This window comes from Streptomyces yaizuensis (genome assembly GCF_034961445.1).
GTDB lineage: Bacteria > Actinomycetota > Actinomycetes > Streptomycetales > Streptomycetaceae > Streptomyces > Streptomyces yaizuensis.
This window is the reverse complement of the sequence record NZ_BSBI01000009.1, coordinates 16120-40109: the sequence shown is the minus strand read 5'-3', so window position 1 is coordinate 40109 and position 23990 is coordinate 16120. Positions and strand designations below refer to the sequence as shown.

The following is a 23990-nucleotide window of genomic DNA, read 5'->3' as shown; positions in this document are numbered from 1 at the left end:
CCCGGGGGCCCCGAACCGGGGCCCACCGCCCACCGGCTGACGCCCGGTGAGACCCGCCGATCCTCGGCCGACGCCCCGGCAGGATCCGCCCTCCCTCGCCCGACGCGCGGTGAGGGAGGGCGGATCCTGCCGCTCAGGACCGGGCGGCGGAACGCCCGAAGAACTCCAGCTCCGCGATGGCCACCTGCTTGTCACGGGCCGCGCCGTAGGCCGACCGGATGACCAGACGGACCGTCACGGCGTCCCGGACCCGGACCTTCACCTTCTGCGCGCCCCCGTCGTTGATGGTGTGCCGCGAGGTGTGCGTCTTGCCGCTCGAATCGATCACCAGCAGGTCGAACTCCTGCGGACGGGCCTGCGCGGCACGCTGGCCGGAACGGTTCGACGTACCCGGAGTGATGATCAGCCCCAGCAGGTCCGTCGGCTGCCCGAACGACGCCTCCAGGTACTGGCCGGCCGAGTCGCCCGAGTACCCCGTGCCCCACCAGGTGTTGGAGTAGCCGTCGAAGGCCAGGTCGGCACCGTGCGCCGGGTCCGCGTTGGACGCCTGCCAGGTTTCGGCCCGCACCGCGACCCGCTTGGCGAAGTGGTCCTGGACCGCGCGCGCCGTCGGCGGCCCGCCGATCACCGCGCCCACGAGGAGGGCCACCACCCCGGCGGCGACGAGCGCCCGCGTCAGCCACCGCCGGCCGGCCCGGGGCAGCGGCGGCCGCTGCCCCGCGTACGGCCCGGTCGGCGGCTCGACCGCGCGCGGCGCGAGGGCGACGGCACAGGTGCGGCAGAAGTGCCGGTGCGGCGCGTTGGGCACCCCGCAGTCGGGGCAGGGCCGGCCCTCCTCCGGCGCCGCCGGTGCCGCGACGGTCCGGGGGCGGGGCCGCGGGGCGTCGGGCCGCGCGGGCAGCACTCCGCCCGGCGCTCCGGCCGGTGCGGACGGAGCCGCCGGGTCCGGGACGGGCACCAGCAGGGCGCGCGCGGCATCCGCGCCCCCGCCCTCCGAAACGGGCGCCGCCGGAACGGGCGCCGCCGGAACGGGTGCCATCGGCGTGGTGCTCTCGGCATCGGAACCGGCGGCATCGGGGCCGGTGACGTCGGAACCGGTGACGTCGGGGCCGGCATCCTGACCGGTCGCGCCGGTCGCGCCGGTCCCGCCCACCGCAGTGGCCCCGCCCTGCTCCTGGCGGGACTTGCGCAGGTCCGGGCCGTGAGGCGGCTCGGCGGCAGACCGGGACACGGCAGCGGCCACCGGGCCGTCGCCACCCCCGGGCCGGGAGGCCTCCGCCGGCGGAACATCCTCCGGGACCGTCACCCCGCCGTCCGTACCGGATGCGACGGCCGGGGCCTCCGCGACGGGCGACGCGGCCCGGGGGCGGGCGTCCGGTGCCCCGGCGGCGCCGTCGCCCGGCGTCCCGGCGCCGGCCCCGCCGCTCGGACCCCATTTGAGGAACGTCCCGCACACATCGCAGAACGATTGGCCGGTCGGCCGGACCTGGGTGCCGCAGTCAGGGCAGGAGAGGGTGGCGGACATGTGCTCAGCGGCCTTCCGGTAGCGGGAACGGTGGGAGTGGTGGATGGGACGGATGGGATGAATGGGACGGATGGGGCGGGTCGAAGGGCCCGGACCCGCCGGGCCCCGAGCGGACGATCTCGGTCGTGAACGGCAGATGCGCGGGTCGGGCGGCGGCCACCACGGCGTGCAGCCGGTGCGGATCGACCCGCTCCGGCTCCGGCACCGGCAGCCGCACCAGCAGCGAGGCCACCGGATCCCCGGGAAACGGGCCCAGCGGCCGCCCCGACCAGGCGGCACCCCCGCTCTCCACGATCTCCGGCCGCGCCCCGAACGCCTGGTGCACGGTGCGCGCCAGCCCTTCGACGGTGCCCCGCAGCCGGTGCAGCGCGACCGCCGAAGCGACCGCCCGCCGCCGTGCCTCCAGCGGCTCGGACCCGTCCAGCTCCGGCCCCACCCAGTCGGCGAGCCAGTCCACGAAGTCCTCCGGCGCCAACGACGGCGTGAAATACGCCTCCAGACAGTCCAGGACGTTGAACAGCGGCGCCAGCACGACATCCAGGCCGCTCACGAACCGCAGAGTCAGCGCGTCGTCCGCGTACACCGCCGGCAACTGCTCCCCGAGCGGGTGCGCGGAGGCCAGCCCCGGCACGGTCCCACGGTGCGTCTCCGTCCCCGTCCCCGTTCCTGCCTCCGTCCCCGCCCCGGCCACCGCCCTCACACCGCCTCGATGACGCGGACACGGTGGTCGAACGGGAAGAGCAGCGCCGACGGGGCCAGGTCGACACGGTCGGTGGCGTCGCCCCGCCGCCCGGTCAGCGGGTCGGCCGGATGCAGCAGCACCTCGTCCACCAGCTCCACCCCCGGAACGCGCTGGAGCGCGGCGAAGACCTCGCCCGCCCGCAGCGAGCGCCCGAACGGCCAGCCCTCGCCGTGCGCGCCGCCGGTCAGCGGGTCCAGATAGGAGTGGAGCGCGTCCAGGGCCGCGTCCCGCACCCGGTCGATCCGCGCCGCCCGGAACGCGTGCAGGGTCGCCACCACCGTGACCCCCTGGTAGAACGGCGGGCCCACGGCCAGCCGGGCCCCGATCGGCCGGCGCTCGTCGAGGAAGGACGTCACCCGCTCCAGCAGGTCGTCCCCGGGCACCAGTTGCTCGAACCGCAGCCGCCGCCCCGGATCCGGCACGGCCTGCGGCACCACCAGCACCCGCACCGCGTTGTCGCCGGCCTCGGCCCGGTCGGCCGCCAGACAGGCGATCCGCGCGGCCTCGGGGGCGGCCCGCCGCGCCAGCTCCTCGTAGTCCCGGGCGGTCACGGCCCGCTCCTGCGCGCGCAGCGCGATCGGCGCCCGCGTCTTCGCCTCCTCGACGCTCTCGCCGTCCACTCCGCCGCGCGCGCCCTCCCGGTTCTCCACCCGGGCGATGTACGGGATGGAACTGCGCAGGACCCGCAGCGTGCCGCGCGCCACATTGCCCCTGCGGCCGCCGCCGGTGCGGTAGCGGGCCGCCCGGATCGTGGCCCCCTTGGCGGGCACCGCCCCGTACTGCCGCATCGAACCGTCCGCCTCCCGCACCCCCGGGCCGAAACGGATCCCACCGGCGGCCGCGTCCAGGACGGCGTGCCGGTCGGCGGGCCCGGACGCCGCGAACTCCTCGACGATCTCCCAGCGGCGCCAGCCCTCGCCCTCCGACACCTCCAGCACCGGCCGGTCCACGACCGGCGCGTGCGCCAGCGCCACCCGCTGGCCGGGCACCCCCTCCGACTCCCCGAGGATCTCGTCCCGGACGCACTCCGCGTGCGCGGCCCGCGTGGTGCCCCCGATGGTGAAGGCCCGCGCGGCCCGCACCGTGGGCGACTGGCTGTAGAACGGCTGCCCGGCCACGGCCCCGACCACCCGGCAGCGCACCCAGCCCGCCTCCACCCGGGCCTGCCGGGACACCGCGTGCCCGGCGGGCAGATGGAGGATCACCTCGCCCGGCCGGTTGAGACCGCCGGTGGAGTCCTCGTCCACCTCGCACTCGCGCCAGCCGTCCGCCGTCCACGCCTCCCAGACCAGCGGCGGCTGCCGGGGGTCGACGCCGACACCGTCGACCCGGCTGTCCAGCCGCAGCACCAGGACACACCGGGGCACCGCCGCCGACAGCCCGAACAGGACCAGGTCGCCGGGTTCCGGCGGGGCCCCGAAGACGGCCACGTCACTGCCGCCGAGCACATCCTGCGAACGGTCCTCCACGGGGCCGCCGGCCGGCTGCCGCAGCACGTGCGTCACCTCGCACGGCACCACCGTCAGATCCTCCTCGGTGGTGAAGACCACCGCCTCCTCGGTCTCGGTCCGCACCGTCGCGACCTCCGTACCGGCCGGCAGCACCACCGGCTCCGGCTGCGGCGCGGACAGCCAGAACGTGACCGGCGCCCGAGCCGCCGACGGCGGCAGGAGGGTCACGCCCAGCAGGTCCAGGAAGGCGAGCCGGTTCTTCTCCGGCACCCGGTTGAGCCGGTAGACGATCTGGTCGGCCATATGGGCGACCGCCTCGATCAGGGTGACCCCCGGATCGGAGACGTTGTGGTCGCTCCACTCCGGGCACCGCTGCTGGACATAGCGCTTGGCGTCGTCGACGAACTGCTGGAAACGCCGGTCGTCGAGGTGGGGGGCGGGCAGGGCCATCAGACTCGTTCGCTTTCGCCGGCGGCCGGAAGTCCGCCGGCCGGAAGTCCGCCCGGACCCTCGATGGGGGCCTCGGACGGAATGACATAGAAGGGGAAGACAAGACTGCGGGGGTTGTTGGTGCCCCGCACCGAATACCGGACGTCGATGTGCAGCACCGTCGCGTCGTCGGGGGCCACGGTCACCGTCACGTCCCGGACCTCGATCCGCGGCTCCCACCGGTCCAGCGAGGTCCGCACCTCGTGCTGGATCCGCCCGGCGGTGGCGTCGTTGACCGGCGCGAACACCAGATCGTGCACGGCACACCCGAACTCGGGCCGCATCGGCCGTTCCCCCGGCGCCGTCGCCAGGATCAGCCGCATCGACTCCTCGATCTCACGGTCCCGGCGCACCAGGGCGACCCCGCCGCCCGGATCGATCCGCAGCGGGAACGACCACCCCGCGCCGACGAACTGCTCGCTCATTCCCGCTTCCCTCGCTCTCTCTCCTCCAGAGGCACCGCGCCCCCACCGCCGTACGTGCCGTACGTGCCGTACGCGTTCCCGGCGGGGCCTGCCCACCACGGCCCGGGCCTCAGAACGGGATCCCGTTGCGGAGCACCGCGGGACCCGTCAGGGTCACGCTCGCGGCCGTCACCGACGCGTTCGCGATGGCCTTCAACGACACCGAGGCGGCCGCGTCGACCTGCACACTCCCACCGGCCTTCACGCCGACCTGCCCGACCGCCTCCAGATTGAGCGAGCGCCCGGCCCGCAGCGTCAGGTCACCGGCCGACTCCACCCGCACCCCCCGCATGCCGTTGATGGTCACCGTGTCGTCGCTGTCGATCGTCAGGGTCGTGCTGGTCTCGTCCATCTCGATCCGCAGCCGCCCCTGACCCGTCCGCAGCAGAATCCCCCCACCGCCCCCGGCCGGCCCGCCCGACTCGATCAGCTCGACCGTGTGCCCGCTGCGGGCCGTCATCGACCGCCAGTTGACCCGGCCGCTGGTCGGATCGACCGCGGGCCGCCCCTGCGGTTCCTTCGGCGGACGGTCGATCCCGTTGTAGAGCCCGGCGAGGACATACGGATGGGCCAGCGACCCCCGGTCGAAAGCGCACAGCACCTCGTCGTCGACCTCGGGCAGCGTCAGCCCCCCACCCCGCACCCCGCCGACCTGCGCCACCCGGCACCAGTCGCTCTCGTACGTGTCCGACAGCCACGGGAACCGCAGCCGGACCCGGCCCAGCTTCAGCGGATCCTTCGTGTTGGTGACCACACCGAGAGCCACCCCCGGCATCGGCGGCGCACTCGCCGCCCCGCCCGGCGCCCCACCCGACGCCAGCCCGTACAGGGACCGGAACTGACGGCCCGACACCGTCAGCCAGGTGGTGAACGGCTGCCCCGAGGCGAACACATGCCGCACCCCGGTCGCCGTGTACTTGCCCTCGAACGGGGCACCGGCGCCGTTGACCGACACCGGGGTCCCCGGCTTCAGCTCCGGATTGCCGGTGACGGCCACCTCCAGCTCGGCGAACGAACCCGTGATGTCCTCGGCGAGCGCCCGCGCGGCCTGCGTGACCTGCGCCATCGTCGTGTACGGCGCGCTGGTCGCGGTGGCCTCCGCGGGCCCGAACAGCGGCGTGACCCTCCCCGGCGTCAGATCGGCCGTGATCCCCGTGTTCGTCCTCGCGGGCGCCGGCGCGACCAGGGTCCGCCGCGTCAGCATGTCCCAGCCCCGCACCGACACCCGGTCCACCTGATCGGCGGCCGTCAGCGCGACCCGGCTGTGCAGGGTGTTGGAGCCGAAGTCCAGGACGAAGGGACTCTGCGCGGCCTCGGTCGTCTCCGACGGCGCGCCCGCCGCCCTCGGCAGCGCCGTGAACTCCAGCCGCCCCTCCCCGTTGCAGGCGAGCCGGACATCGTTCTCCGCCGCCAGACCCGACAGGAAGTCCCAGTCCGTCGTCCCCGGCTGGGTGGCCAGCTCGTACACCGTCGTCGTCGCGTCCACCCGCCCCAGCGGCACCCGGCAGCGCGCCGCGACCCGCCGCACGATGTCCGACGCGGTCATCTGCGCGTACCCCACCACGGGACGGTTGCGCAGCAGCCGGTGCGCCGGATCGTAACCGCGCACCACCAGATGCCGGCCGGTCGCCGGATCGGCGTCCATCTCCAGGGCGGTCACCTCCCCGGTCAGCATCGGCGGCCCGGCCCGCCCGTCCGCGAACGGCAGGAGCACCACCGGGGCCCCGATCGTCAGCTGGGGGAACTGCCCGGTCAGGGTTCCGTCCTTGTCGCTGAAGGTCAGCTGGAACGCGGACGGCACATTCAGGCTCGCGTCCACCCATCCCTCGACCAGCCGCAGGGCCAGCGGGTCCGGCAGTACCGCCCCGCCCACCGACACCTGCAGAACGGTGGTGTAGGTCCTCTCGCTCACGCCTGCTCCTCGCTCCCGCGCGCCTGCCCGGCCACGCGCCCCTCTCGAACCCGAATCACCCGATCCCCGCGCGTCACCGGCCCGCCCCCTCGCTCGCGGCGGGCAGCAGCAGCTCCGTGCCCGGCCGCAGCCGCATCGGGTCGTCGACGGAGTTCGCCTCGGCGATCACCCGCCACCGGCCGACGTCCCCGTACTCCCGCCACGCCAGCGACGCCAGGGTGTCCCCGGCCACGGTCCGGTGGATCCGATGGGCCGAGAGCGCCCCCGAGGTCGGGTTCTGTCTCTTGGTGGCGGTGGAGATCTCGGTCAGGGACAGCGAACAGGTCGCCCGCAACGGCATCCCGTTCGGGCTGAACAGGGTGTACGTGGCGTCCACGCTCGTCACGTACGCGGTGAACTGCACCGTCTTGAACGCGCCCCAGGAGAACCGCACCCACGGCGGCGACGGCGCCTTGGCCGCGATGGACTGCTCGGTCACCTCGCAGCAGGACAGCAACAGGGCCACCTGGTCCTGCACGGTCGCCGCCGCCGAGGTTGTCGGCGCGTTCAGGAACACCTCAAGACCCAGGCCGGCCGGCTGGGCCCCCGTGAACTTCGGCGGGGCACCCCGCGTGTACGCGACGGCCGGCGCCGTCGTCCAGCTCGCCGACCGTCCCAGCCGCAGCTGCGAGGGATTGAACTGGAACCGCACCTCGCCGATCAGCCCCCCGGCGGAGCCCCCCAGATCGGTCGGGGGCTGATGGACGGACAGGACGGCTCGCGAGAGCCCGGCGGCGGAAGCGGGCACGGGTCACGCACCCCCGGTGACGGTGAAGCCGTGATGGGCGATCTCCAGGGTCTCCGTCGCCACCGCCGGACTGGACGGGTCCAGCGTCGGCCCCGTCCAGCTCACCGGAAGCACACCCAGCAGACCCCACTGGGCCACGGGCTCGCCGTTGGCGTGCAGGGCCGAGATCTGCGCGGTGGTCTGGGTGATCCCCGTGGTGACCGAGGAGATCCAGGCCGCGACCTTCGCCGTGTCGGCGGTCAGCGGACGGGTCAGCCGGATGGTGGAGAAGTTCACCCGGGTCGGCAGCTGCCACACGAACCCGTTGTTCCCGCCCTCCTGGTACTGCTCGACCTCCACGGTGGACGCCAGCCCCTCGCAGCCGTTGAACAGCCCGAGGCTGTGACCGTCGATGGTGAGGGTGAAGAAGATGGTGGAACCGGGGTCGGGGGTTGCGGGCATGGTGTCCGGGATCTCCGCTGGTGGGTCGGGGTCGGTGGGTCGGTCCGTGCGACAGGGCGGGCGGTTCGGGCAGTTCGGGTGGTTCGGGTGGTTCAGGCGGGGTGTACGGGGCCATCAGTCCCGCAGCCGGCCCACACGCTCCCGGTCCCCGCGCAACTCGGCCCTGAGCAGCCGGGACAACGGGGCGATCAGACGGCGTGCGAGGTGGTCCAGGTCCTGGGCGGTGGGTTCGCCGGCGGCGGCCTGCTTCTGACCGGTCGACCCGGCCGGGGCGGGCGCCGGAGCCGGAGCCGGCCGCTGGGCCGGTGGAGGTGGCGGCGCCGGCGGGGAGGGGGGCGCGGAGTTCCGCTGGACCACGGGTACGGGCGTGGATCGCGGGGCCTGACCGAGGGCCCGTGCGACCGGGACCGGGACCGGCGCCTGTCGAACGGCCGCCGGGCGGGCGGGACCGGCCGGGACGCCGGGACGGCGGGACGGCGCCGGAGCGAGCGGCACCGGCGCCATCGAGGTGGCGGGCCGGTCGGAGTGCCCGGCCTGCCGCAGCCGTACCGGACCGGCCCCGGCCGAGGAAGCCGGGGCGATGGCCGGGGCGGCGACGCGGGAGACGGTCAACGGCCGTGCCGACGCGAGTGGACCCCTGGGGGCGGCACGCTGGACGGCGGGCGCGGCGACCCGTACGCGTGCCAGCGGCACCGGGTCCGGGTCGGGTGTCGGAACAGGCGCGGGCGCGGGTGCCGGTGCCGGTGCCGGGGGAGCGGTCGGCACGGGGGGCGGGGTCGCCACCGGCGGCACGGTGGCCTGCTGCACGGGTGCGACCGGCGCGGGCGCGGGGCCGGCGGAGAGGGGAGCGCCGATGGAGGGCCGTCGCCGGAGGCCGCCCGGCACGGTGGCCTCGGGCTCCCGGGCGCGGGTGGTCCGCGTCACCAGGGGCCGCCGCTGGACGGGAGCCACCGGCCCCGTCGCGGACGGAACCCCGGGCGCGGGGAGGCCTGCGGGCACGCGCACAGCGTCGGCCGGAGCCGACGGCGAAGGCGCGGGGGTGCGGGGTGCCGACGTGGACGGCGTGGACGGCGTGGACGGCGTGGACGGCGCCAGGGGCATGCCCGCCGGGGCGATCCGCCGGGACGGCAGAACGGGACGCGGGGACACCGTCAGCGGCGCACCACCGGTCCGTCGCCCGGGAACGACCGGGGGCGCCGCAGGGGTCGCACCTGACCCGGTGTCGGCGACGGTTCGCCGCACCGCACGCACCACCGGCAGGGGGACGGCGCCCTCGGTGCCCGCCTCGCGCCCGATACGGGCGACGGCCGTCGCGGCCCGCTGTACGGCGGGGTGACGGTCGCCGGCCGGTGCCGTCCGGTCGCCGGTCGAGGGGCGCACGGCTGCCGTGTTGTTCCCGGTACCGGCCTTCTGCGCACGAGCGGGCTGCCGGAGCGGCCCGGGGCCCTGCACGGGACCGCCGGTGGGTGTGACGGTGGGTGTGACGGGGCTCGCGTGCGGGACGGCGCCGGCGGCGGACGACCCGGCCCGCGTGCCTGAGGAAGCGGAGTCGGCGACAGGGTTCCGGGGCAGGGGTTCCCTGCGCTGGACGGCCCGGCCCTGACGCACCGGCGTGCCGGGTCTCGCGGCCGTCCGGTCACCGGGTCCGCCGACCGGGCCGCTGCCGTCTGCCACGGCGCGCTGCACAGGCGGCGCCCCGCCGTTGCGGAGACCCGGCGCGGCGCCACCGCCCGCAGATGCGGTGCCCGACGGGGTCCCACTGTGCGCCCGGCCCTCGGAACCGGCGGCGGGGGAGGGGCGCGTGGCCGTCCGGCCGCCATCGCTTCGGGCCGGTGCCGACTGCACGGTGGGCGAGGTGTTCGCCGCTGTCCGGCTGCTGTTGCTTCCGGGGGGTGCGGGTTCCACCGCGCGCGCAGGGCCTGATGAGGCGGCGGCCGGAGCGGTGCCGCCGGTGCCGCTGTCGGTGGGGGAGGGGTGCGTGGCCGTTCGGCCGCCATCGTTCCGGGCCGGTGCCGGCTGCACGGTGGTCCGTGCAGGTACTGGTGGTCCGGCGACCGGGCCGGTGTCGGCGCGCCTGGTGGGCGAGGCGTTCGCCGCTGCCCGGTTGCTGTTGCTTCCGGGGGGCGCGGGTTCCACGGTGCGCGCAGGGCCTGATGAGGCGGCGGCCGAAGTGGTGCCGCCGGTGCCGCTGTCCCTCCGGGCCGGTGCCGACTGCACCGTGGCAGGTACGGACTTCGGTGGACCGGCGGCCGGAACGGTGCCACCGGCGCGGCTCTCGGGGGCTGCCGGGGCGGCCGGGGCAGACGGGAGCGGTCCGGCCACGGGCGTGCGGGCGGCACCGGAACCGGCATCCCCGACCGGGGCGATGCCTCCCCCCGTCGAGTCGGCGGTACGAGCAGCTGCCGGCCGCGTGCCCGCGCCCCCGCTGCCGGGACCGGGGTACGTGCCGCCATCGGCGGGAGCGGCCCGCTGCACCACACGGCTGCCGGACACGCCGGACACGCCGGAAGCGCCGGACGCGGTGAGATCGCTCCGGGCGGAGGTCGCGGACGGACGCAGGACAGGGGCCCCCGCCGTGCCGGGCCCACCGGACCGTGCCGCGCTCCCAGGACGCGTCGGGTTCCCCGGGCCGGTGTTCGGGGAACCCCCGCCGGGGGAGTTCGCGACGCGAGGGAGCGAGGACGCCCCGGGGACTGCGGCCCGCTGCACGGTTCCACCCCCAGCCCCTTCCGTCCCACGCGACCCGTCCGTACGGGAAGCCCCGGAGGCGGCGGGCGCGGCGGACGCGGCAGGCGTGGCAGGTACAGCACGCATGGCGGCCGTCGGCACGGCGGCACGCTGTACGGAACGGGCGGACCCGCCCCCGGACCCGGCCGCCGCGATCACGGCCCCGGGAGCCGCAGCCTGTGGAGTCACGGCCTGTGGAGTCACGGCCTGTGGAGTCACGGCCCGGGGAGTCACAGCCCCGAGAACCACGGCACCAGCGGTGCTGGTCTCCGGCGCCTCCGCCTCCGCAAGGTGGGCGCCCCGCCCCGCGACGGGCAGCCGCAGGACGGGCAGCGGGCCCTCGTGCGGGCTCCCGACGACCGGTGTCAGGACATCCCGGAGAACGCCGTGCGGCGCCGAGTCGCCGACGGCATGGCCCACGCCCCCGGCGGCGAAGGAGTGGTGACGATGCGTGGCCAGCCGCCCGGCGAAATCGGCGTTCGCGGTCAACCGGGGGGTCTCCAGCGCACGCTGGATGGGTCCGACACCGGTCCAGCCGGGGTCGGACCCGCGCGCGGGCCCCGCCTCACGACCGGCCGCGCCGAGTGCGTCGCCCGCACCGGCCGCGTCAGCCGCACCGGCCGTGCCCACCGCACCGGCCGCGACCGGCGCGGTACCCTCGCGGGTGCCGTCACCGGCCCCGCGCCCGCCCCTCAGCCGAGCCAACCAGCCCATCCCTCGTCATCTCCGTTCTTGGCCCCGGTCCACCAGGTCCGCCACCCGCTCCACGTACGCCCGCCGGTCGGCGTGCTCCAGATCGAGGATCGCGTCCATCCCCCAGTGCAGATGGAAGGCGAGGTACGCGGTCTCCTCCTCGATCCGGTCGGCCGCGTACGTCACGATTCCCCCAGGCGGCTCCCGGCCAGCTCCACCTCGAAGGACTGCTCGCAGTGCGGGCACGCCACCGCCGCCCGGGTGTGGCCCTCGGCGTTGATCTGCCGGTAGAAGTCCTGGAGGAAGGCCAGGTCGGAGGCGAACATCTGCTCCACCGTGCCGTCGTGGACATCGGGCAGCGTGCCGAGCCGGGTGATGACCCGGCCGAGCAGGACCACCGACAGGTAGGCGGGGTTCTCCCGCACCCGCACATCCCGCAGGGGCACCAGCTCGTCACGGGCCGTGGACAGGCGCATCGCCCCGATCCGGTGGACCGTGCCGCTCCCGTCGACGTACCCGCGCGGCAGCTCGAACTCGAACTCGGTCCGCAGCGCCGTGGCCGAGGACCGCCCGTCCGCCCCGGCGCCACCGGCCCCGGCCGCTCCGGGAAGTCCCGGAGCACCGGCCGGCCCCGGCGCCCCGGGTGCTTCACGTCGCATCAGCCGAGGGTCAGCTCTTCGAAGGTGATGGTGACCGTCTCGGTCACCACCGAGGAGTCGCCCGCCTTCACCGAGCTGATCTCCACATTGCTGCACCACGCGTTGCCGAGGTTGTACCGCTTCAGCGGCTGCCGCTCCAGATCCATGAAGATGATGGTGGCGTTCTTGCGGGCCGAGCCCATGTTCCCGTTCATGGACTCCGTGATCCACTGGGTGAACGCCTCGGACGGCGTGACACCCCGGACCACGGTGCACTCCCCGGCCTTGCGGGCGCCGGGCAGCTTCTTGATCACCGGCTGTCCGTTCGCGGACACCTGTGCGTACTCGATGACGTCCTGGGTCATCGACAGGCTGCTGACCTCCTGGAGGAATTCGATCGTGACGCCGTCGATCTGAATGCCGAAGTTGTGCGCGACGATGGCGTCGCCGGGCTGAAGGGACATCGGGGATCACTCCTGAGCTGAACGGGGAACGAAGGGGGGCTGGGGGCGGGTGCGGGGCGCGGCGGAGGTCACTCCTCCAGTTCGGCGCCGCCGCCGGAGATCTGCGCCATCCGGAAGACCACGAACTCGGCGGGCTTGACCGGCGCGATACCGATCTCGCACACCACCCGGCCCAGGTCCACGGACTCCGCGGGATTGGTCTCCTCGTCGCACTTCACATAGAACGCGTCCTCGGCCCGGTGGCCGAACAGCGCGCCCGAGCGCCACTCCGTGACCAGGAAGGCCGAGATGTTGCGCCGGATCCGCGCCCACAGCGCCTGGTCGTTGGGCTCGAACACCACCCACTGGGTGCCGATCAGGATCGACTCCTCCAGGTAGTTGAAGTACCGGCGCACATTGAGGTAGCGCCAGGCCGCGTCGGAGCTGAGGGTCCGCGCGCCCCACACCCGAATGCCCCGGCCCGGGAAGGCCCGGATGCAGTTGACGCCCGTCGGGTTGAGGAGGTCCTGCTCACCCCGGGTGATCTGGAGTTCCAGGTCGACGGCGCCGCGCACCACCTCGTTGGCGGGAGCCTTGTGCACACCGCGTTCGACGTCGTTGCGCGCCCACACGCCGGCCATGTGACCCGACGGCGGCACGCTGCGGCTCTGCCCGCTCGACGGGTCGAAGATGGTGATCCACGGGTAGTAGAGGGCCGCGTACCGGGTGTCGTACCCCGCGGTCTCCATCCGCCAGGTGCGGACCTGCTGCGCGTTCAGACCGGGCGGGGTGTCCAGGACGGCCATCCGGTCGCCCATCAGCTCGCAGTGCGCGATCAGGGCGAGCTGGACCGCCTTGACCTGCTCCAGGTCGATCAGGCCCCGCTGGTAGGCGCCCATCAGGTCCGGCACGGCGACCATGCTCACCGCGTCGACGGCCTCCAGGCCGCCGAAACCGGTGCGGTCGGCGGAGTCGCCGATGAAGCGGGCCACATCCAGCGGGCCCGCCGCCGCGTCCCGGACCGCCGGCGCCGCCGTGGCGGGCGGCGCCAGGGTGACGACCTGCGGCTCCGGCCTGGCGACCTGGCCGCCCGACCGCGCCTCCTCCAGCACGATCGTCCGGGAACGCTGCTTGACCTGGTTGACCACGTAGTTCTTCGCGGACTTGCGGTGGCTGGCGTCGAAGGTCTCCACGACGGTGTCGCCGTCCTTGACGGTGAGGGTGAACCGGTCGGCGTTCCCCTCGCCCTCGACGTTCCCCACCTCGACGGTGAGCCCGCCCCCGCCCGCGCCGGCCGCGATGGCCGACACGGTGAACGAGCCCAGCGCGGCCGACGGGCCCGGCAGCTGCCGCGCCGGCTCGGCCGGGGCCGCACCGGCACCCGCGCCGGCACCCTCAAAGGTGCCGCCGATCCGCACCACATAGGCGGCGCTGCCGCCGTTGTTGAAGAAGCCGTACACGGCCTGCGCCAGGTAGTACCCGTCCACGAACTCACCGAACTGGGCGACGTACTGCGACCAGTTGGTCACCAGCGTCGGCTCGTCGAGCGCACCGGTGGGCGCCAGGCCGACGAAGGCGGCCACCGACGTCCCGATGCCCTCGATGGGCCGGGAACCACTGGCGACCTCTTCGACGTAGACGCCGGGGGACAGGTAGTTGGGCATGGAGAGCTCTCCCGGGAGGAATGACGAGGGGTGCCGGACCGGACGGGCCAAGGCGCGTAGAAAGGCCGGCGACGCGGGGTCCGCCCCGACACTCAAACCCACCGCGCACGCCGGGGACCAGGGATCCCCGTACCTTCCGCAGGGCAGCCGGGGCTGCCCGAACGGCCCCCGGCCCCGGGCCCGACCCGCCCGGCAGGGCCCGCCGTGCACGGCCCCGGGCCGGTGGAACCCGTTCCCCCGCGCACCGGTTACCGTTTCCCCTGCACGGCGACGACCGACCGAAAGGGCAGGATGACGGTCATGCGGGGCAGCGGTGACGCTCACGACGGACTGCGGTTCCGCCTGCTCGGATCCGTCCACGGCGAACGGGACGGCCGGCCCCTGGCCCTCGGAGCCCCCCAGCAGCGCGCCCTCCTCGCCGTCCTCCTCCTGCGCGGCAACCGGCCCGTCTCCACCGCCGAACTCCTCGACGCCCTGTGGGGCGAACGCCTCCCCGACCGTGCCGTCGGCACCCTGCGCACCTACGTCTCCCGGCTCCGGCGCCTCCTCGAACCCGACCGGCCCGCCCGCTCCGCCGCCACCGTCCTCGTCTCCACCGACGACGGCTACCTCCTGCGCGTGAGCCCCGGGGCCCTCGACAGCGCCGAGTTCGAACGCCGCACCACCCAGGCCGGCCGGCTCCGCACCGCCGGCGACACCACCGGCGCCCACCGCGAACTCGACGCCGCCCTCGCCCTGTGGTCCGGCACCCCCCTCACCGGGCTCCCCGGCCCGCACGCCGAACGCCAGCGCGACCGGCTCACCGAACTCTGGCTCACCGCCCGCGAGGAGTACTTCCACTGCTCCCTCGCCCTCGAACGGCACACCACCACCATTCCCCACCTGCGCGCCTTCGCCGCCGAACACCCCCTGCGCGAACGCACCCAGGCCCTTCTGATGCAGGCCCTGCACCGGGACGGCCGGCAGGCCGAGGCATTCCGGGTCTACGAGGAGACCAGCCGCGCCCTCGCCGAGGAGATCGGCGTCGGCCCGGGCCGCGAGCTGTCCGCCCTCCACACCCGCCTGCGCGGCACACCCCCCGGCGCCCCCACCCGGGGCCGCACCCCCCGGACCCGCGCCGCCGGGGCCCCGGCCGCCCCGGCCGACACGCTCGACCGGCTCCTCGCCGAGACCCGGACGGCGCTCACCCGGCTCCGCCCCGACCTCGTCCCCGCCCCGCCCCGGCCCGTCCCGGCACCCCCGCCCCCTCCCACCGCACTCCCCGACGACTTCCAGAGGCGGATCGCCGCCGCCGTCGCCGCGGCCCTCGACGGCCTCCCCGGCTCCCGGACCGGCCGGCCCACCAGCGGGCGCGCCCCGGCCGCCCTCGGCACCGCCGCGGACCTGCTGACGGCCTGGGCCCGGCTCGTCCGGGGCACCACCGACTGCCACCGCCCCACCGACTCTGCCCACCGGCTCCTCGCCGCCGCCCGCCGGCACGGCGACACCCGCACCGCCGGCCGGGCCCTGCGGGTCCTCGCCGCCGCACCCCCCGCCGGCCCCGACGACCGGGCCCGCGCCGCCGACCGGCTGCGCCGGGCCCTGCGGCACCCCGGGACCGCCGACGACCCCCAGGACCTGGCCGAGGGCGCGCTCGACCTGGCGCTCCTCCTCGTCCTCACCGACCGCCCCCAGGAGGCCCTGTCCTGGAGCGAGCGGGCCCGGGACCGGAGCACTGCCCTCGACGCCCCCCACCACCGGGCGCGGGCCCTCGCCCTGACCGTGCGGGCCCACGCCCTGCTCGCCGACGCGGACGCCACCCAAAGGGCGGCCGCCCGGGCGCTCGACGAGGCCCGCGACCTCGCCGACCCCCACACCCTCGGCACCGTCCTCCACCACGTCGGATGCGCCCACCTCGCCCTCGGCGACGCCGGCCGGGCCGTCGCCCATCTGCGGGAGGCCCGCCACCACCACCGGCGCACCGGCCAGCCGCGCTGGGAGGCCCATGCCTGGGCCCGGCTGGCCGAGGGCGCCCTCGCCCAGCGCCACCCGGAGGAGGCGGCGGCCTGCGCCACCCAGGCCCTCGCCCTGGAACGGACCGTCAGGGACCCGATCTGCCGGGGTTTGGCCCTCGCCGCCCGTGGACAGGCACTCCATGTCCTCGGCGGCCCCGGCGGCCCCGGTACTCCCGCTGGCCTCGATGTCCTCGATGCCCTCGACGGGCCCGTGGCGGCGGCCGCCGCACCGGAATCCCCCGCCACGGCCCCCCGCGCACTCACCGCAGGCCCGGCCCCCCTCTCCTGACCGCGGCCCGTACGGCCCGGCCGGACGGGCAGCTCGGCGGGCCCCCGGGGCAATCGGCACTGCCCCCGGGGCGGTCCCTTCGGGCTCGGTACGGGCCCGCCCGCTCCTTAACCTTCCTCCCATGACCCTCTGGACGTCTCTGGAGCCCTCCGCTCTCACCCTCGACCCGGGCGGACACGCCACCGCGCGGCTGCGGCTCCGCAACACAGGAGACACGGTGGAGGAGTACCGGCTCTCCCTCGTCGGCGCCCCCGCCGGCTGGTCCCGCGTGGAACCCGACGTGCTCCGGCTCTACCCGGGTACGGAGGGCACGGCCGAGATCTCGTTCGCACCGCCCCGTACCTCCGACGCGGCAGCGGGCCCCGCTCCGTACGGCATCCGGGTCGAACCCCGGGAGAGACCGGACCTGCGCACCGTGGTCGAGGGACAGGCCACCGTCACCTCGTTCACCGAGATCCGGGCCGAACTGCTGCCCTCCAACATGATCGGCCGGTTCCGGGGCCGGGCCCGCGTCGCCGTCGACAACCTCGGCAACACGCCCCTGACGGCCTCGCTCACCGCCCGGGACGAGAGCAACAGCCTCACCTTCGACCTGGACCAGAACAGCGTCCAGGTCGCCCCCGGCCGCGCGGCCTTCGCCGGACTCACCGTCCGGCCCCAGCAGGTCCGCTGGACCGGCACCGAGCAGCAGCACCAGCTGACGCTCTCCGTCCGCCGCTCCGGTGACGAGCGCGCCCACGACCTCAGCGGAAGCTTCGACCAGCGTCCCGTGCTGCCGCCGTGGCTCGTCGTCGCCGGAGGGCTGCTGGTCACCGCGTGCGTGGCCTTCGTCGCCATCTGGCTGGCCTTCGCGCCGAAGTTCGGCAGCTCCGCGGGCGAGACCAGGGCCGCCCCGGCCCCCCGGCCGGTCCCCCAGGGGAAGGACTCGCCTCTCGCGCTTCCTCCCGCGCCGGACTCCGGCGAGGAGAAGGACGCCGGAGGCCCGCCGCCGCCCGACGCGGAGGACGACTTCGACCTCGGCCCCGACCCGGGGGACGGCGGCGGGGGCGACGGCCCGCCGGCCGGGGTCGGCGACGGTGGTGGTGACGGGGGCGGTGACGGCCCCTCCACCCCGGAGCGCCGGCCTGCTTCCGGAGGCGGCGACAAGCCTCCCGCCCAGGACAACCCCTCCACCCCGGACCGGGGCTCCGTCCCGGACCGCAGGCCCGTCCCGCCGCCGCCGGCTCCCAAGCCCCCGCCGCCCGCCAAGCCCGCCGCACCGGTCGGCCCGCCGTTCAAGAAGGGCTACCAGTCCGACGACATGGTGCTCTTCGCCCAGTACCGGATGGCCACCTTCGGCTCCAAGAACGCCTGCACCCTCGGCCAGGGCTGGACGGCCGGCGTCATCGACGACCTCACCGACCGGTCCCTGCGCTGCTACCAGCAGGCGGTGATGAACAACACGAAGACCACCCGGGCCCTGACCAGGACCGACCCGTACGGCACGCTCAGCCGGGCCACCATGACCTCCCTGTGGGCCCAGGCCATCTCGCCCTCCGAGGTCTCCCCGGGGTCAAAGAACTTCGCGGTGACCAAGCTGCGGTCCTCGCTGTGGTGGGCGACGCAGGCCAGCCTCTCCGACGGAGACGTCAACCGGCTCCGCGGCTACTCCCGGCTGGGCGTCGAGTACTACAAGTCCGGCGGCCGCAACGGGGAGCCCACCACCTACAACGCCACGATGGAGCAGCTCGTCTCCCACTACCAGAATCAGGTGGGCCTGCCGGTGACCGGTGTCGCGAACTGGGCCACCATCTACTCCCTCGTCGGAGGAACGGTCAACGGCACCGGACGCCACGGCCGCTGAACCGAAACCCGGCGGGCCGCGCGGAGCGGCCCGCCGGGCGACGGCGTACACGGGGCCCCGCTCGACCGAGCGGGGCCCCGCCTCTGCCGCCCTACGGCCCCCACCCCGTCCCCGGGACCAGCCGGCCCGACTTCAGGTACTCCCGCCGGGCCCCGGTCCGCACGTCGTCGGCGGTGACCACCCCGCCGCGGGCGGCGGCGAGATAGGCGGCGGTGGCCGCTCCCGCCCGGATCGCACCGCCCGCGAGTTCGAACTCCTTCGCGAACACGGTCAGTGCGTCCTCAAGCCCTGCCTCCCGGGGCGCCCCGGCCAGCGAGGACCGCCACAGCCGCAGCCGTGCCTCCGCGTCGGGGAAGGGGAAGTCGACGACCACGTCCAGCCGCCGCGTGAACGCCTCGTCGATGTTCGCCCGCAGATTGGTGGTCAGGATCGCGATCCCGTCGAACGCCTCCAGCCGCTGGAGCAGATAGGCGCTCTCCAGGTTGGCGTACCGGTCGTGCGAGCTGCGCACCTCGGACCGTTTGCCGAACACCGCGTCGGCCTCGTCGAAGAGGAGTACCGCGTCCGTCCGGTCGACCTCCGCGAAGATCCGCTCCAGGTTCTTCTCCGTCTCGCCGACGTACTTGTCGACCACCGACGACAGGTCGACCACATACAGGTCCATGCCCAGTTCTCCGGCCACGACCTCGGCGGCGAGGGTCTTGCCGGTCCCCGAGTCCCCGGCGAACAGGGCCACCACGCCCCGCCCGCGGCCGCCGCCGGTCCGCAGCCGCCAATCGCCGAGGACCCGGTCGCGGTGGCGGGCCCGTGCGGCGAGTTCCCCCAGCATCCCCAGCGGCTCCTCGGGCAGGACGAGATCCCCGAAACCGACGGCCGGCCGTACGCACCGCGCGTGCCGCCCCAGCAGCGGGGCGGACAGCAGACGGGCGCTGGAGCGGATGTGCCCGGGGCCCACCGGCACCCCCTCGAACCCGGCCAGGGCCACAGCGGCCCGCGCCGCGCGCCGGACCCGTTCCCCGCCCGTCCGGTAGGCGCCGACCGCCGCCGCGATGTCCCCCTCGAAGCCCGGCAGCTCCTCCCGCCACACACTCAGCGGGTCCGCGCCCGCCGGCCCGCTCTCGACCGGGATCACGACGGACCGGGGTGCCCACCCCGGGTCGTAGGCCGCCGGGCCGGTCAGCACGACCGTCACGTCCTCCTGCTCCGTCAACGCCCGTACCAGCGGGCCCGGCGCCGTCGGCAGCTCCCCGACGACCAGGGCCGTCCCCGCGCCCCGCAGCCGGGCCTCGCGCAACAGCGTCCGCGCCACCCCGGGGTCGGTCTCGTCGCCCCGGGGCCGGTAACGCAGCACGGCCCGGCCCCTCCCGCGCAGCGCCTCCGTCACCGCCTCGGCGCCGGCGCCGTCCCCCCGGTCCCGCAGATGCACCCGGACCGGCTGTCCGTACGCGGCGATCCGGGCCGCGGTCCCGTCCTCCGTGTCCCGCCCGGCGGCCGGCGTGGCCGGCAGCCACTGCGCGCCGGCGCCTGTCAGCAGGGCGTCCGGCCGTTCGTCCCCGAGGAGATGGGCGACCACCCGCTCCGGCACCCGCACGGCCCGCCCCGGCAGGGGGCGGTCCTCGTCCTCCAGCACCAGCAGCCCCCCGGCGGCCAGGGGCGCGTCCGGATGGAACCGGGCCCGGGCCGACGGGTCCCAGGGGCCGGTGCCCATCAGCTCCAGGACCAGCGCGACGGTGGCGCGGCGGCGGGAGACGTCGTCGTTGAGATACCCGTACAGGCCCTCGAACCGGCCGTCCACATCGGGGGCGAGCCCGGCGAGGAGGATCCAGCCGTCGAGCGGGGACAGGCCGAACCCGTCCAGGAGCGACCCGAGCCGTGCGCCGAACGGCGGCAGTCCCGCCACGGCGCCGTCCCCCGACCCGACGGGGACGGCGGCCAGCCCGGCCGCGGCCTCGTGCGTCATGTACATCCCCCGCAGGGGGTCGTCCGCGGCCGGGTCCGCCGCCGCCCGGGCGGCCACCCGCGCGGCCACCGCCCGGCGCAGTCCTTCCAGCACGGTGAGCAGCTCACCGGCGTCCGGCCCCGCTCCGGCACCTGCGGCCCCGGTCACGTGTCCGCTCCCCGGACCGTCCCCGTCCCCTGCCCTGGCCCTTGCCCTGGCCGGGTTTCGGCCCGGATGACCCGCGGGCGGGCCCGGGGGCCCTCGCCCCGCCGGTCCTCCACCCTGACCTCGACCTCCGTGACCGGCGGTCCGACCGGGTAGACGGGAGTGACCGGGAACGGAGTGGTGATCACCACATCCAGCGAGGGCTTCAACTCCCCGCCCAGCGCCGACCAGATGTCGGCCAGGGACCGCGACTCGGCCGGCGGCACGCCCACCGTCAACGCGATCTGGGGCCGGTGCTCCGCCAGCGCCCGGGGGACCGACCCGGCGGGCAGAAGCTCGTGCGGCAGCAGCGTCGCGAGGACACCCGACAGCAGCCGGTGCTCGTCCTCCGGCCGGGTGGTCCACGCCGTCAGCAGATACGACAACCGGTACCACCGCATCGGCTGCCGCCGGCGCACGACCACGCCCCGCTCGTCCCGCTCGGCGTAGGCACCCCGCTCACGCCGCGCCACGTCCTCGCGGATGTCGTACAGATAGGCGTTGACCGTCGGGGCGTTCCGGCGCGCCGCCCACTCCCGGGTCGGCGCGTCGAAGGCGACCTCCCCGGTCCCCTCGGGCAGGGCCCCGTCCCGCAACAGGCGCCGCAGCGCCTCGTCGATCTCGTGGATCATGAGAATGAAGACAACTTTCGTCAGGGTGTTCGCTCGTGCCGCGGGGCCGGGCCGCGCGGAGGCCGCCACGGGCTCCGGCGGGATCCCGCTCCGGTCAGATGTAGCCCTCGCGCAGGGCGAAGGCCACGGCATGGGCCCGGTTGGAGAGCTGAAGCCTGGTCATCAGGCCGTGCAGGATGTTCTTGATGGTCCGCTCGGAGTAGGCGAGCTTCTGCGAGATCTGCCGGGTGTCCAGGCCCTCGGCGATCAGCCGCAGCACGTCCACCTCCCGCGGAGCCATGCCGAGGAGGGGCACGGAGCCCGTGCCGCTGTCCTCACCCCCCGACCGCCGCAGCCGTCCCACCTGCGTCAGCAGCTGGTTCAGCAGATCGACCGGGAGATCCCCCTCGCCCCGGGCCGCCCGGTGCACGGCCTTCAGCAGCCGGCTCTCGGTGGCCTCGTGCCGCCACAGGATCGCCCGCACCCCGCACTCGACGACCGTGAGCAGGTCGTCCTCGCGCAACTCGCGCGCGACCAGGACGACCGGCCGCTCCAGCCCGCGCGCGAACCGCCGCAGGTCGGCGGTGACCGGCTCGTCGACCTGGTCGACCACCATCACGACCACGCCCGCGCCGCTGTCGGCCCCGCCCTCGTCGACCACGTCGACGGATCCCTGGTGCCGCAGCAGGCTCATCACCCCGGCCCGCCCGATCGGATCACCCGCCCGGATGCCCACCCGCAAACGTTCCGCAGGCAACTGGCCCACCTGTCCGTCCCCTCTCGCTCGGTACCCCGGTCCGCTTCGTCGGCCCACGACCGGAGTCCAGAGCTTCGCCGGAGGGAATCAACAGCGACTCAACACCCCTTAACACCGGCTGAATCCCGGACCGGTGGTGCGGTGTGGGGCGGTACGAGCACGGCAGGCGGGGCGCCCGCGCGATGCATCCGGGCGGGTCAGGGCGGTCCCTCACGGCGGGGCACCGCACGGAAGTGACGGAGGGTGAGGCGGTGGCGTGGGGTGGGGAGCGGCTGTCGTCACGGGTTCTGTGGGACGGTGTCGGTACAGGTTCTGTATGTCCGGTGCTACGGGCAGGGAATCCGCACGATGGCGGTGGCGATGGTCATGGGCCCTGTGCGCGGCGGGTATCCGGTATCGCGTCCTCCGCCGACGGTGGCGCGGTGCATGGTGCCGGTGCCGCTGGAGGGCGGTCTCAGGTGTCGCGTCGGCGGACTGCCGCCCACCCGGCCAGCAGCGCCGCTGCCGCCCACAGCGCCGTCACCGTCAGCCCTGTCCAGGCGCCCGGGCCGCCGGCCGGGTCCTGGTGGAGGATCTGCTGCCCGGCGCGGTCCGGGAGATAGCGGACGGCGCTCCCGGCGACATCGCTGATCACGAACGGCAGGATCAGGAACGCCGGGATGAGCAGACCCAGTACCAGGGCGGCCCTGCGCAGCACACAGGTGAGCCCTGCGGCGAGCGCGGACATCAGCGCGAGGTGGATGCCCGCGCCGACGCAGGCCCGCAGCGCCCCGGGCGTGCCCAGGCCGATGGCGTCCTCGCCCAGGAACGCCTGGCCCGCGAAGAACGAGGCGAACGAGGTGAGGAGCCCCACGCCGAGCGCGGCGCCGGCGACGACCGCGGTCTTGGCCGCGTAGAACACCCCCCGGCGCGGGACGGCCGCCAGTGAGATCCGCAGCGCCCCGGCGGCGTACTCGGCCGCGACGGCGCTGGTCCCGAAGGCGACGGCGGCGATCTGGGCGAAGCCGATCGCGTAGAAGGCGCGGTGGACGGGGTCGTCGCCGTACGCGTCCGACGCGCCGGTGGTGGCGAGGACGAGCACGGTGACGGCGAGGGAGACGGCCGGGACGGCGAGGAGTGTCCCGAGGACGGCCCGGACCGAGGTGACCTTGATCCATTCGGAGTGGAGTACGGCGGTGAAGGACATGGTCAGCCCTTCCGCCCGGTTCCGTCGCTGTCCGCCGGCGGGGTGTCCGGTGGCGGTGTTCCCCGGCCCGCCCGCCCCCGCTCCGGTTCCGGGCCTGTCGTGCCGGTCGCGGTGAAGTCCGTCTCCCCGGCGGTCAGGGCGAGATAGGCCTCCTCCAGCGAGGCGCGTTCCTCGGAGAGTTCCCTCACGGCTGTTCCCGCGTGCGCCGCGATCTCCCCCACCCGCCCGGCTCCGGCGCCTTCGACCACCCATCGGCCGTCGCCGTCGGCGACCACCCCGTACCCCCTGGCCAGCAGCGCGGTCCGCAGCGCCGCCGGGTCGGCGGCCCGTACCCGGACCCGGGCCCGCCCGTTCCGTTCGAGGAAGTCCCCGACGGGTGTGTCGGCGAGGAGCCGCCCCCCGGCCAGGATCACCAGATGGTCGGCGAACGCGGCCGTCTCGCCCATCAGATGACTGGAGACCAGGACGGTACGCTCCTGGGCGGCGAGCCGGCGCAGCAGATGGCGGATCCAGACGATCCCCTCCGGGTCGAGCCCGTTCGAGGGCTCGTCGAGGATCAGGACGGCCGGGTCGCCGAGGAGTGCCGCGGCGATACCGAGCCGCTGGCGCATCCCGAGCGAGAACGTCCCCACCCGGCGCCGGGCCACGGCGGTGAGTCCGGTAGCGGCCAGTACCTCCTCCACCCGCCGCTGGGGGAGGCGGTTGCTGACGGCGAGCCAGCGCAGATGACCGTAGGCGGTGCGGGCACGGTGGACCGCCTCCGTATCCAGCAGGGCGCCCACGGTCCGCAGGGGCTCGCCGAGGGCCGCGTAGGGCCGGCCGCCGAGGGTGGCCGAGCCGGAGTCGGGGCGGTCGAGACCGAGCAGGAGCCGCAGGGTGGTGGACTTCCCGGCGCCGTTGGGTCCCAGGAATCCGGTGACGCGGCCGGGCCGGACGGTGAACGTCGGCCCCAGGAGCGCTGTCCGATTGCGGTCGTACGTCTTCGTCAGGTCCGTGACCTCGATACTGATCATGCCACCAGCCTGGCCGGACCAGTGCGGTACCGGCTTCCCCCGCCGGTGGGGGCGCTCTCCCCCGTACGGGGGAGGCCGGGGCAGGCGGGGCTCTGGGACGATGACGTCATGTCAGGTCCCCTCCAACAGGCCCGGGCGGCAGGGCCGCCGCGCCCGGCCGCCGTGTTTCTGCGCCGGC

The 23990-nt window shown here is 75.3% G+C and carries 19 protein-coding genes; 2 read left to right on the top strand and 17 right to left on the bottom strand.

All coding sequences use genetic code 11. The annotated features are described in order from the left end of the window. Positions 1–133 precede the first annotated feature (133 nt). The 12 genes from SYYSPA8_RS21360 to SYYSPA8_RS21305 all read right to left on the bottom strand — a co-directional run bounded on the left by SYYSPA8_RS21360 (position 134) and on the right by SYYSPA8_RS21305 (position 13976). Complete coding sequence (locus tag SYYSPA8_RS21360) at positions 134–1525, bottom strand: discoidin domain-containing protein (protein ID WP_323448860.1); 1392 nt, start codon at positions 1523–1525, stop codon at positions 134–136. A gap of 4 nt (positions 1526–1529) precedes the next feature. Beyond that, entirely contained in the window at positions 1530–2147 is a 618-nt protein-coding gene (locus SYYSPA8_RS21355; protein ID WP_323449110.1) for a phage tail protein, read from the bottom strand. Positions 2148–2221: 74 nt separating this feature from the next. Beyond that, complete coding sequence (locus SYYSPA8_RS21350) at positions 2222–4168, bottom strand: putative baseplate assembly protein (RefSeq protein ID WP_323448859.1); 1947 nt, start codon at positions 4166–4168, stop codon at positions 2222–2224. Then, positions 4168–4632 carry a GPW/gp25 family protein gene (locus SYYSPA8_RS21345; protein WP_323448858.1) on the bottom strand — a complete coding sequence of 155 codons (465 nt, stop codon included), beginning with the start codon at positions 4630–4632 and terminating at the stop codon, positions 4168–4170. Before SYYSPA8_RS21345 ends, SYYSPA8_RS21350 begins: the two co-directional genes overlap by 1 nt. Before the next feature lie 109 nt (positions 4633–4741). Next, the gene (locus tag SYYSPA8_RS21340) at positions 4742–6583 is read right to left on the bottom strand and encodes a VgrG-related protein (RefSeq protein WP_323448857.1); all 1842 of its coding nucleotides are present in this window, start codon (positions 6581–6583) and stop codon (positions 4742–4744) included. 73 nt (positions 6584–6656) lie between these two features. Beyond that, on the bottom strand, positions 6657–7370 hold the full coding sequence (locus SYYSPA8_RS21335) for a CIS tube protein (RefSeq protein ID WP_323448856.1): 714 nt from the start codon (positions 7368–7370) through the stop codon (positions 6657–6659). Between the two features lie 3 nt (positions 7371–7373). Beyond that, positions 7374–7811 (bottom strand): phage tail protein, encoded by a 438-nt coding sequence (locus tag SYYSPA8_RS21330; RefSeq protein WP_323448855.1) that lies wholly within the window; start codon positions 7809–7811, stop codon positions 7374–7376. A 114-nt stretch (positions 7812–7925) separates the two neighbouring features. Continuing rightward, entirely contained in the window at positions 7926–8810 is an 885-nt protein-coding gene (locus SYYSPA8_RS21325; RefSeq protein WP_323448854.1) for a hypothetical protein, read from the bottom strand. Positions 8811–11258: 2448 nt separating this feature from the next. Next, the gene (locus SYYSPA8_RS21320) at positions 11259–11417 is read right to left on the bottom strand and encodes a hypothetical protein (RefSeq protein WP_323448853.1); all 159 of its coding nucleotides are present in this window, start codon (positions 11415–11417) and stop codon (positions 11259–11261) included. Continuing rightward, positions 11414–11890, bottom strand: a complete 477-nt coding sequence (locus SYYSPA8_RS21315) for a hypothetical protein (RefSeq protein WP_323448852.1) — start codon at positions 11888–11890, stop codon at positions 11414–11416. The genes SYYSPA8_RS21320 and SYYSPA8_RS21315 overlap by 4 nt, the downstream gene beginning before the upstream one ends. After that, a complete protein-coding gene (locus SYYSPA8_RS21310) occupies positions 11890–12333 on the bottom strand; it encodes a phage tail protein (protein WP_323448851.1) in 444 nt (147 codons plus the stop codon). Before SYYSPA8_RS21310 ends, SYYSPA8_RS21315 begins: the two co-directional genes overlap by 1 nt. A 68-nt stretch (positions 12334–12401) precedes the next feature. After that, a complete protein-coding gene (locus SYYSPA8_RS21305; RefSeq protein ID WP_323448850.1) occupies positions 12402–13976 on the bottom strand; it encodes a phage tail sheath family protein in 1575 nt (524 codons plus the stop codon). Between the two features lie 300 nt (positions 13977–14276). Here SYYSPA8_RS21305 and SYYSPA8_RS21300 point away from each other — a divergent pair, with 300 nt between their 5' ends. Together SYYSPA8_RS21300 and SYYSPA8_RS21295 are read left to right on the top strand one after the other, a co-directional pair. Beyond that, a complete protein-coding gene (locus SYYSPA8_RS21300) occupies positions 14277–16259 on the top strand; it encodes an AfsR/SARP family transcriptional regulator (protein WP_323448849.1) in 1983 nt (660 codons plus the stop codon). Positions 16260–16380: 121 nt separating this feature from the next. After that, complete coding sequence (locus SYYSPA8_RS21295; RefSeq protein WP_323448848.1) at positions 16381–18102, top strand: COG1470 family protein; 1722 nt, start codon at positions 16381–16383, stop codon at positions 18100–18102. A gap of 91 nt (positions 18103–18193) precedes the next feature. Here SYYSPA8_RS21295 and SYYSPA8_RS21290 read toward each other — a convergent pair whose 3' ends face one another. From SYYSPA8_RS21290 to SYYSPA8_RS21270, 5 genes are all read right to left on the bottom strand, one after another. Beyond that, a complete protein-coding gene (locus SYYSPA8_RS21290; protein ID WP_407706047.1) occupies positions 18194–20209 on the bottom strand; it encodes an ATP-binding protein in 2016 nt (671 codons plus the stop codon). Further along, entirely contained in the window at positions 20206–20877 is a 672-nt protein-coding gene (locus SYYSPA8_RS21285) for a DUF4255 domain-containing protein (RefSeq protein ID WP_323448847.1), read from the bottom strand. The genes SYYSPA8_RS21290 and SYYSPA8_RS21285 overlap by 4 nt, the downstream gene beginning before the upstream one ends. Positions 20878–20971: 94 nt before the next feature. After that, positions 20972–21622: a response regulator transcription factor gene (locus tag SYYSPA8_RS21280; RefSeq protein ID WP_323448846.1), complete on the bottom strand. Its 651-nt coding sequence runs from the start codon at positions 21620–21622 to the stop codon at positions 20972–20974. Positions 21623–22067: 445 nt separating this feature from the next. Further along, positions 22068–22799: an ABC transporter permease gene (locus tag SYYSPA8_RS21275; RefSeq protein WP_323448845.1), complete on the bottom strand. Its 732-nt coding sequence runs from the start codon at positions 22797–22799 to the stop codon at positions 22068–22070. A 2-nt stretch (positions 22800–22801) separates the two neighbouring features. Continuing rightward, on the bottom strand, positions 22802–23812 hold the full coding sequence (locus SYYSPA8_RS21270) for an ABC transporter ATP-binding protein (protein WP_323448844.1): 1011 nt from the start codon (positions 23810–23812) through the stop codon (positions 22802–22804). Positions 23813–23990 lie beyond the last annotated feature (178 nt).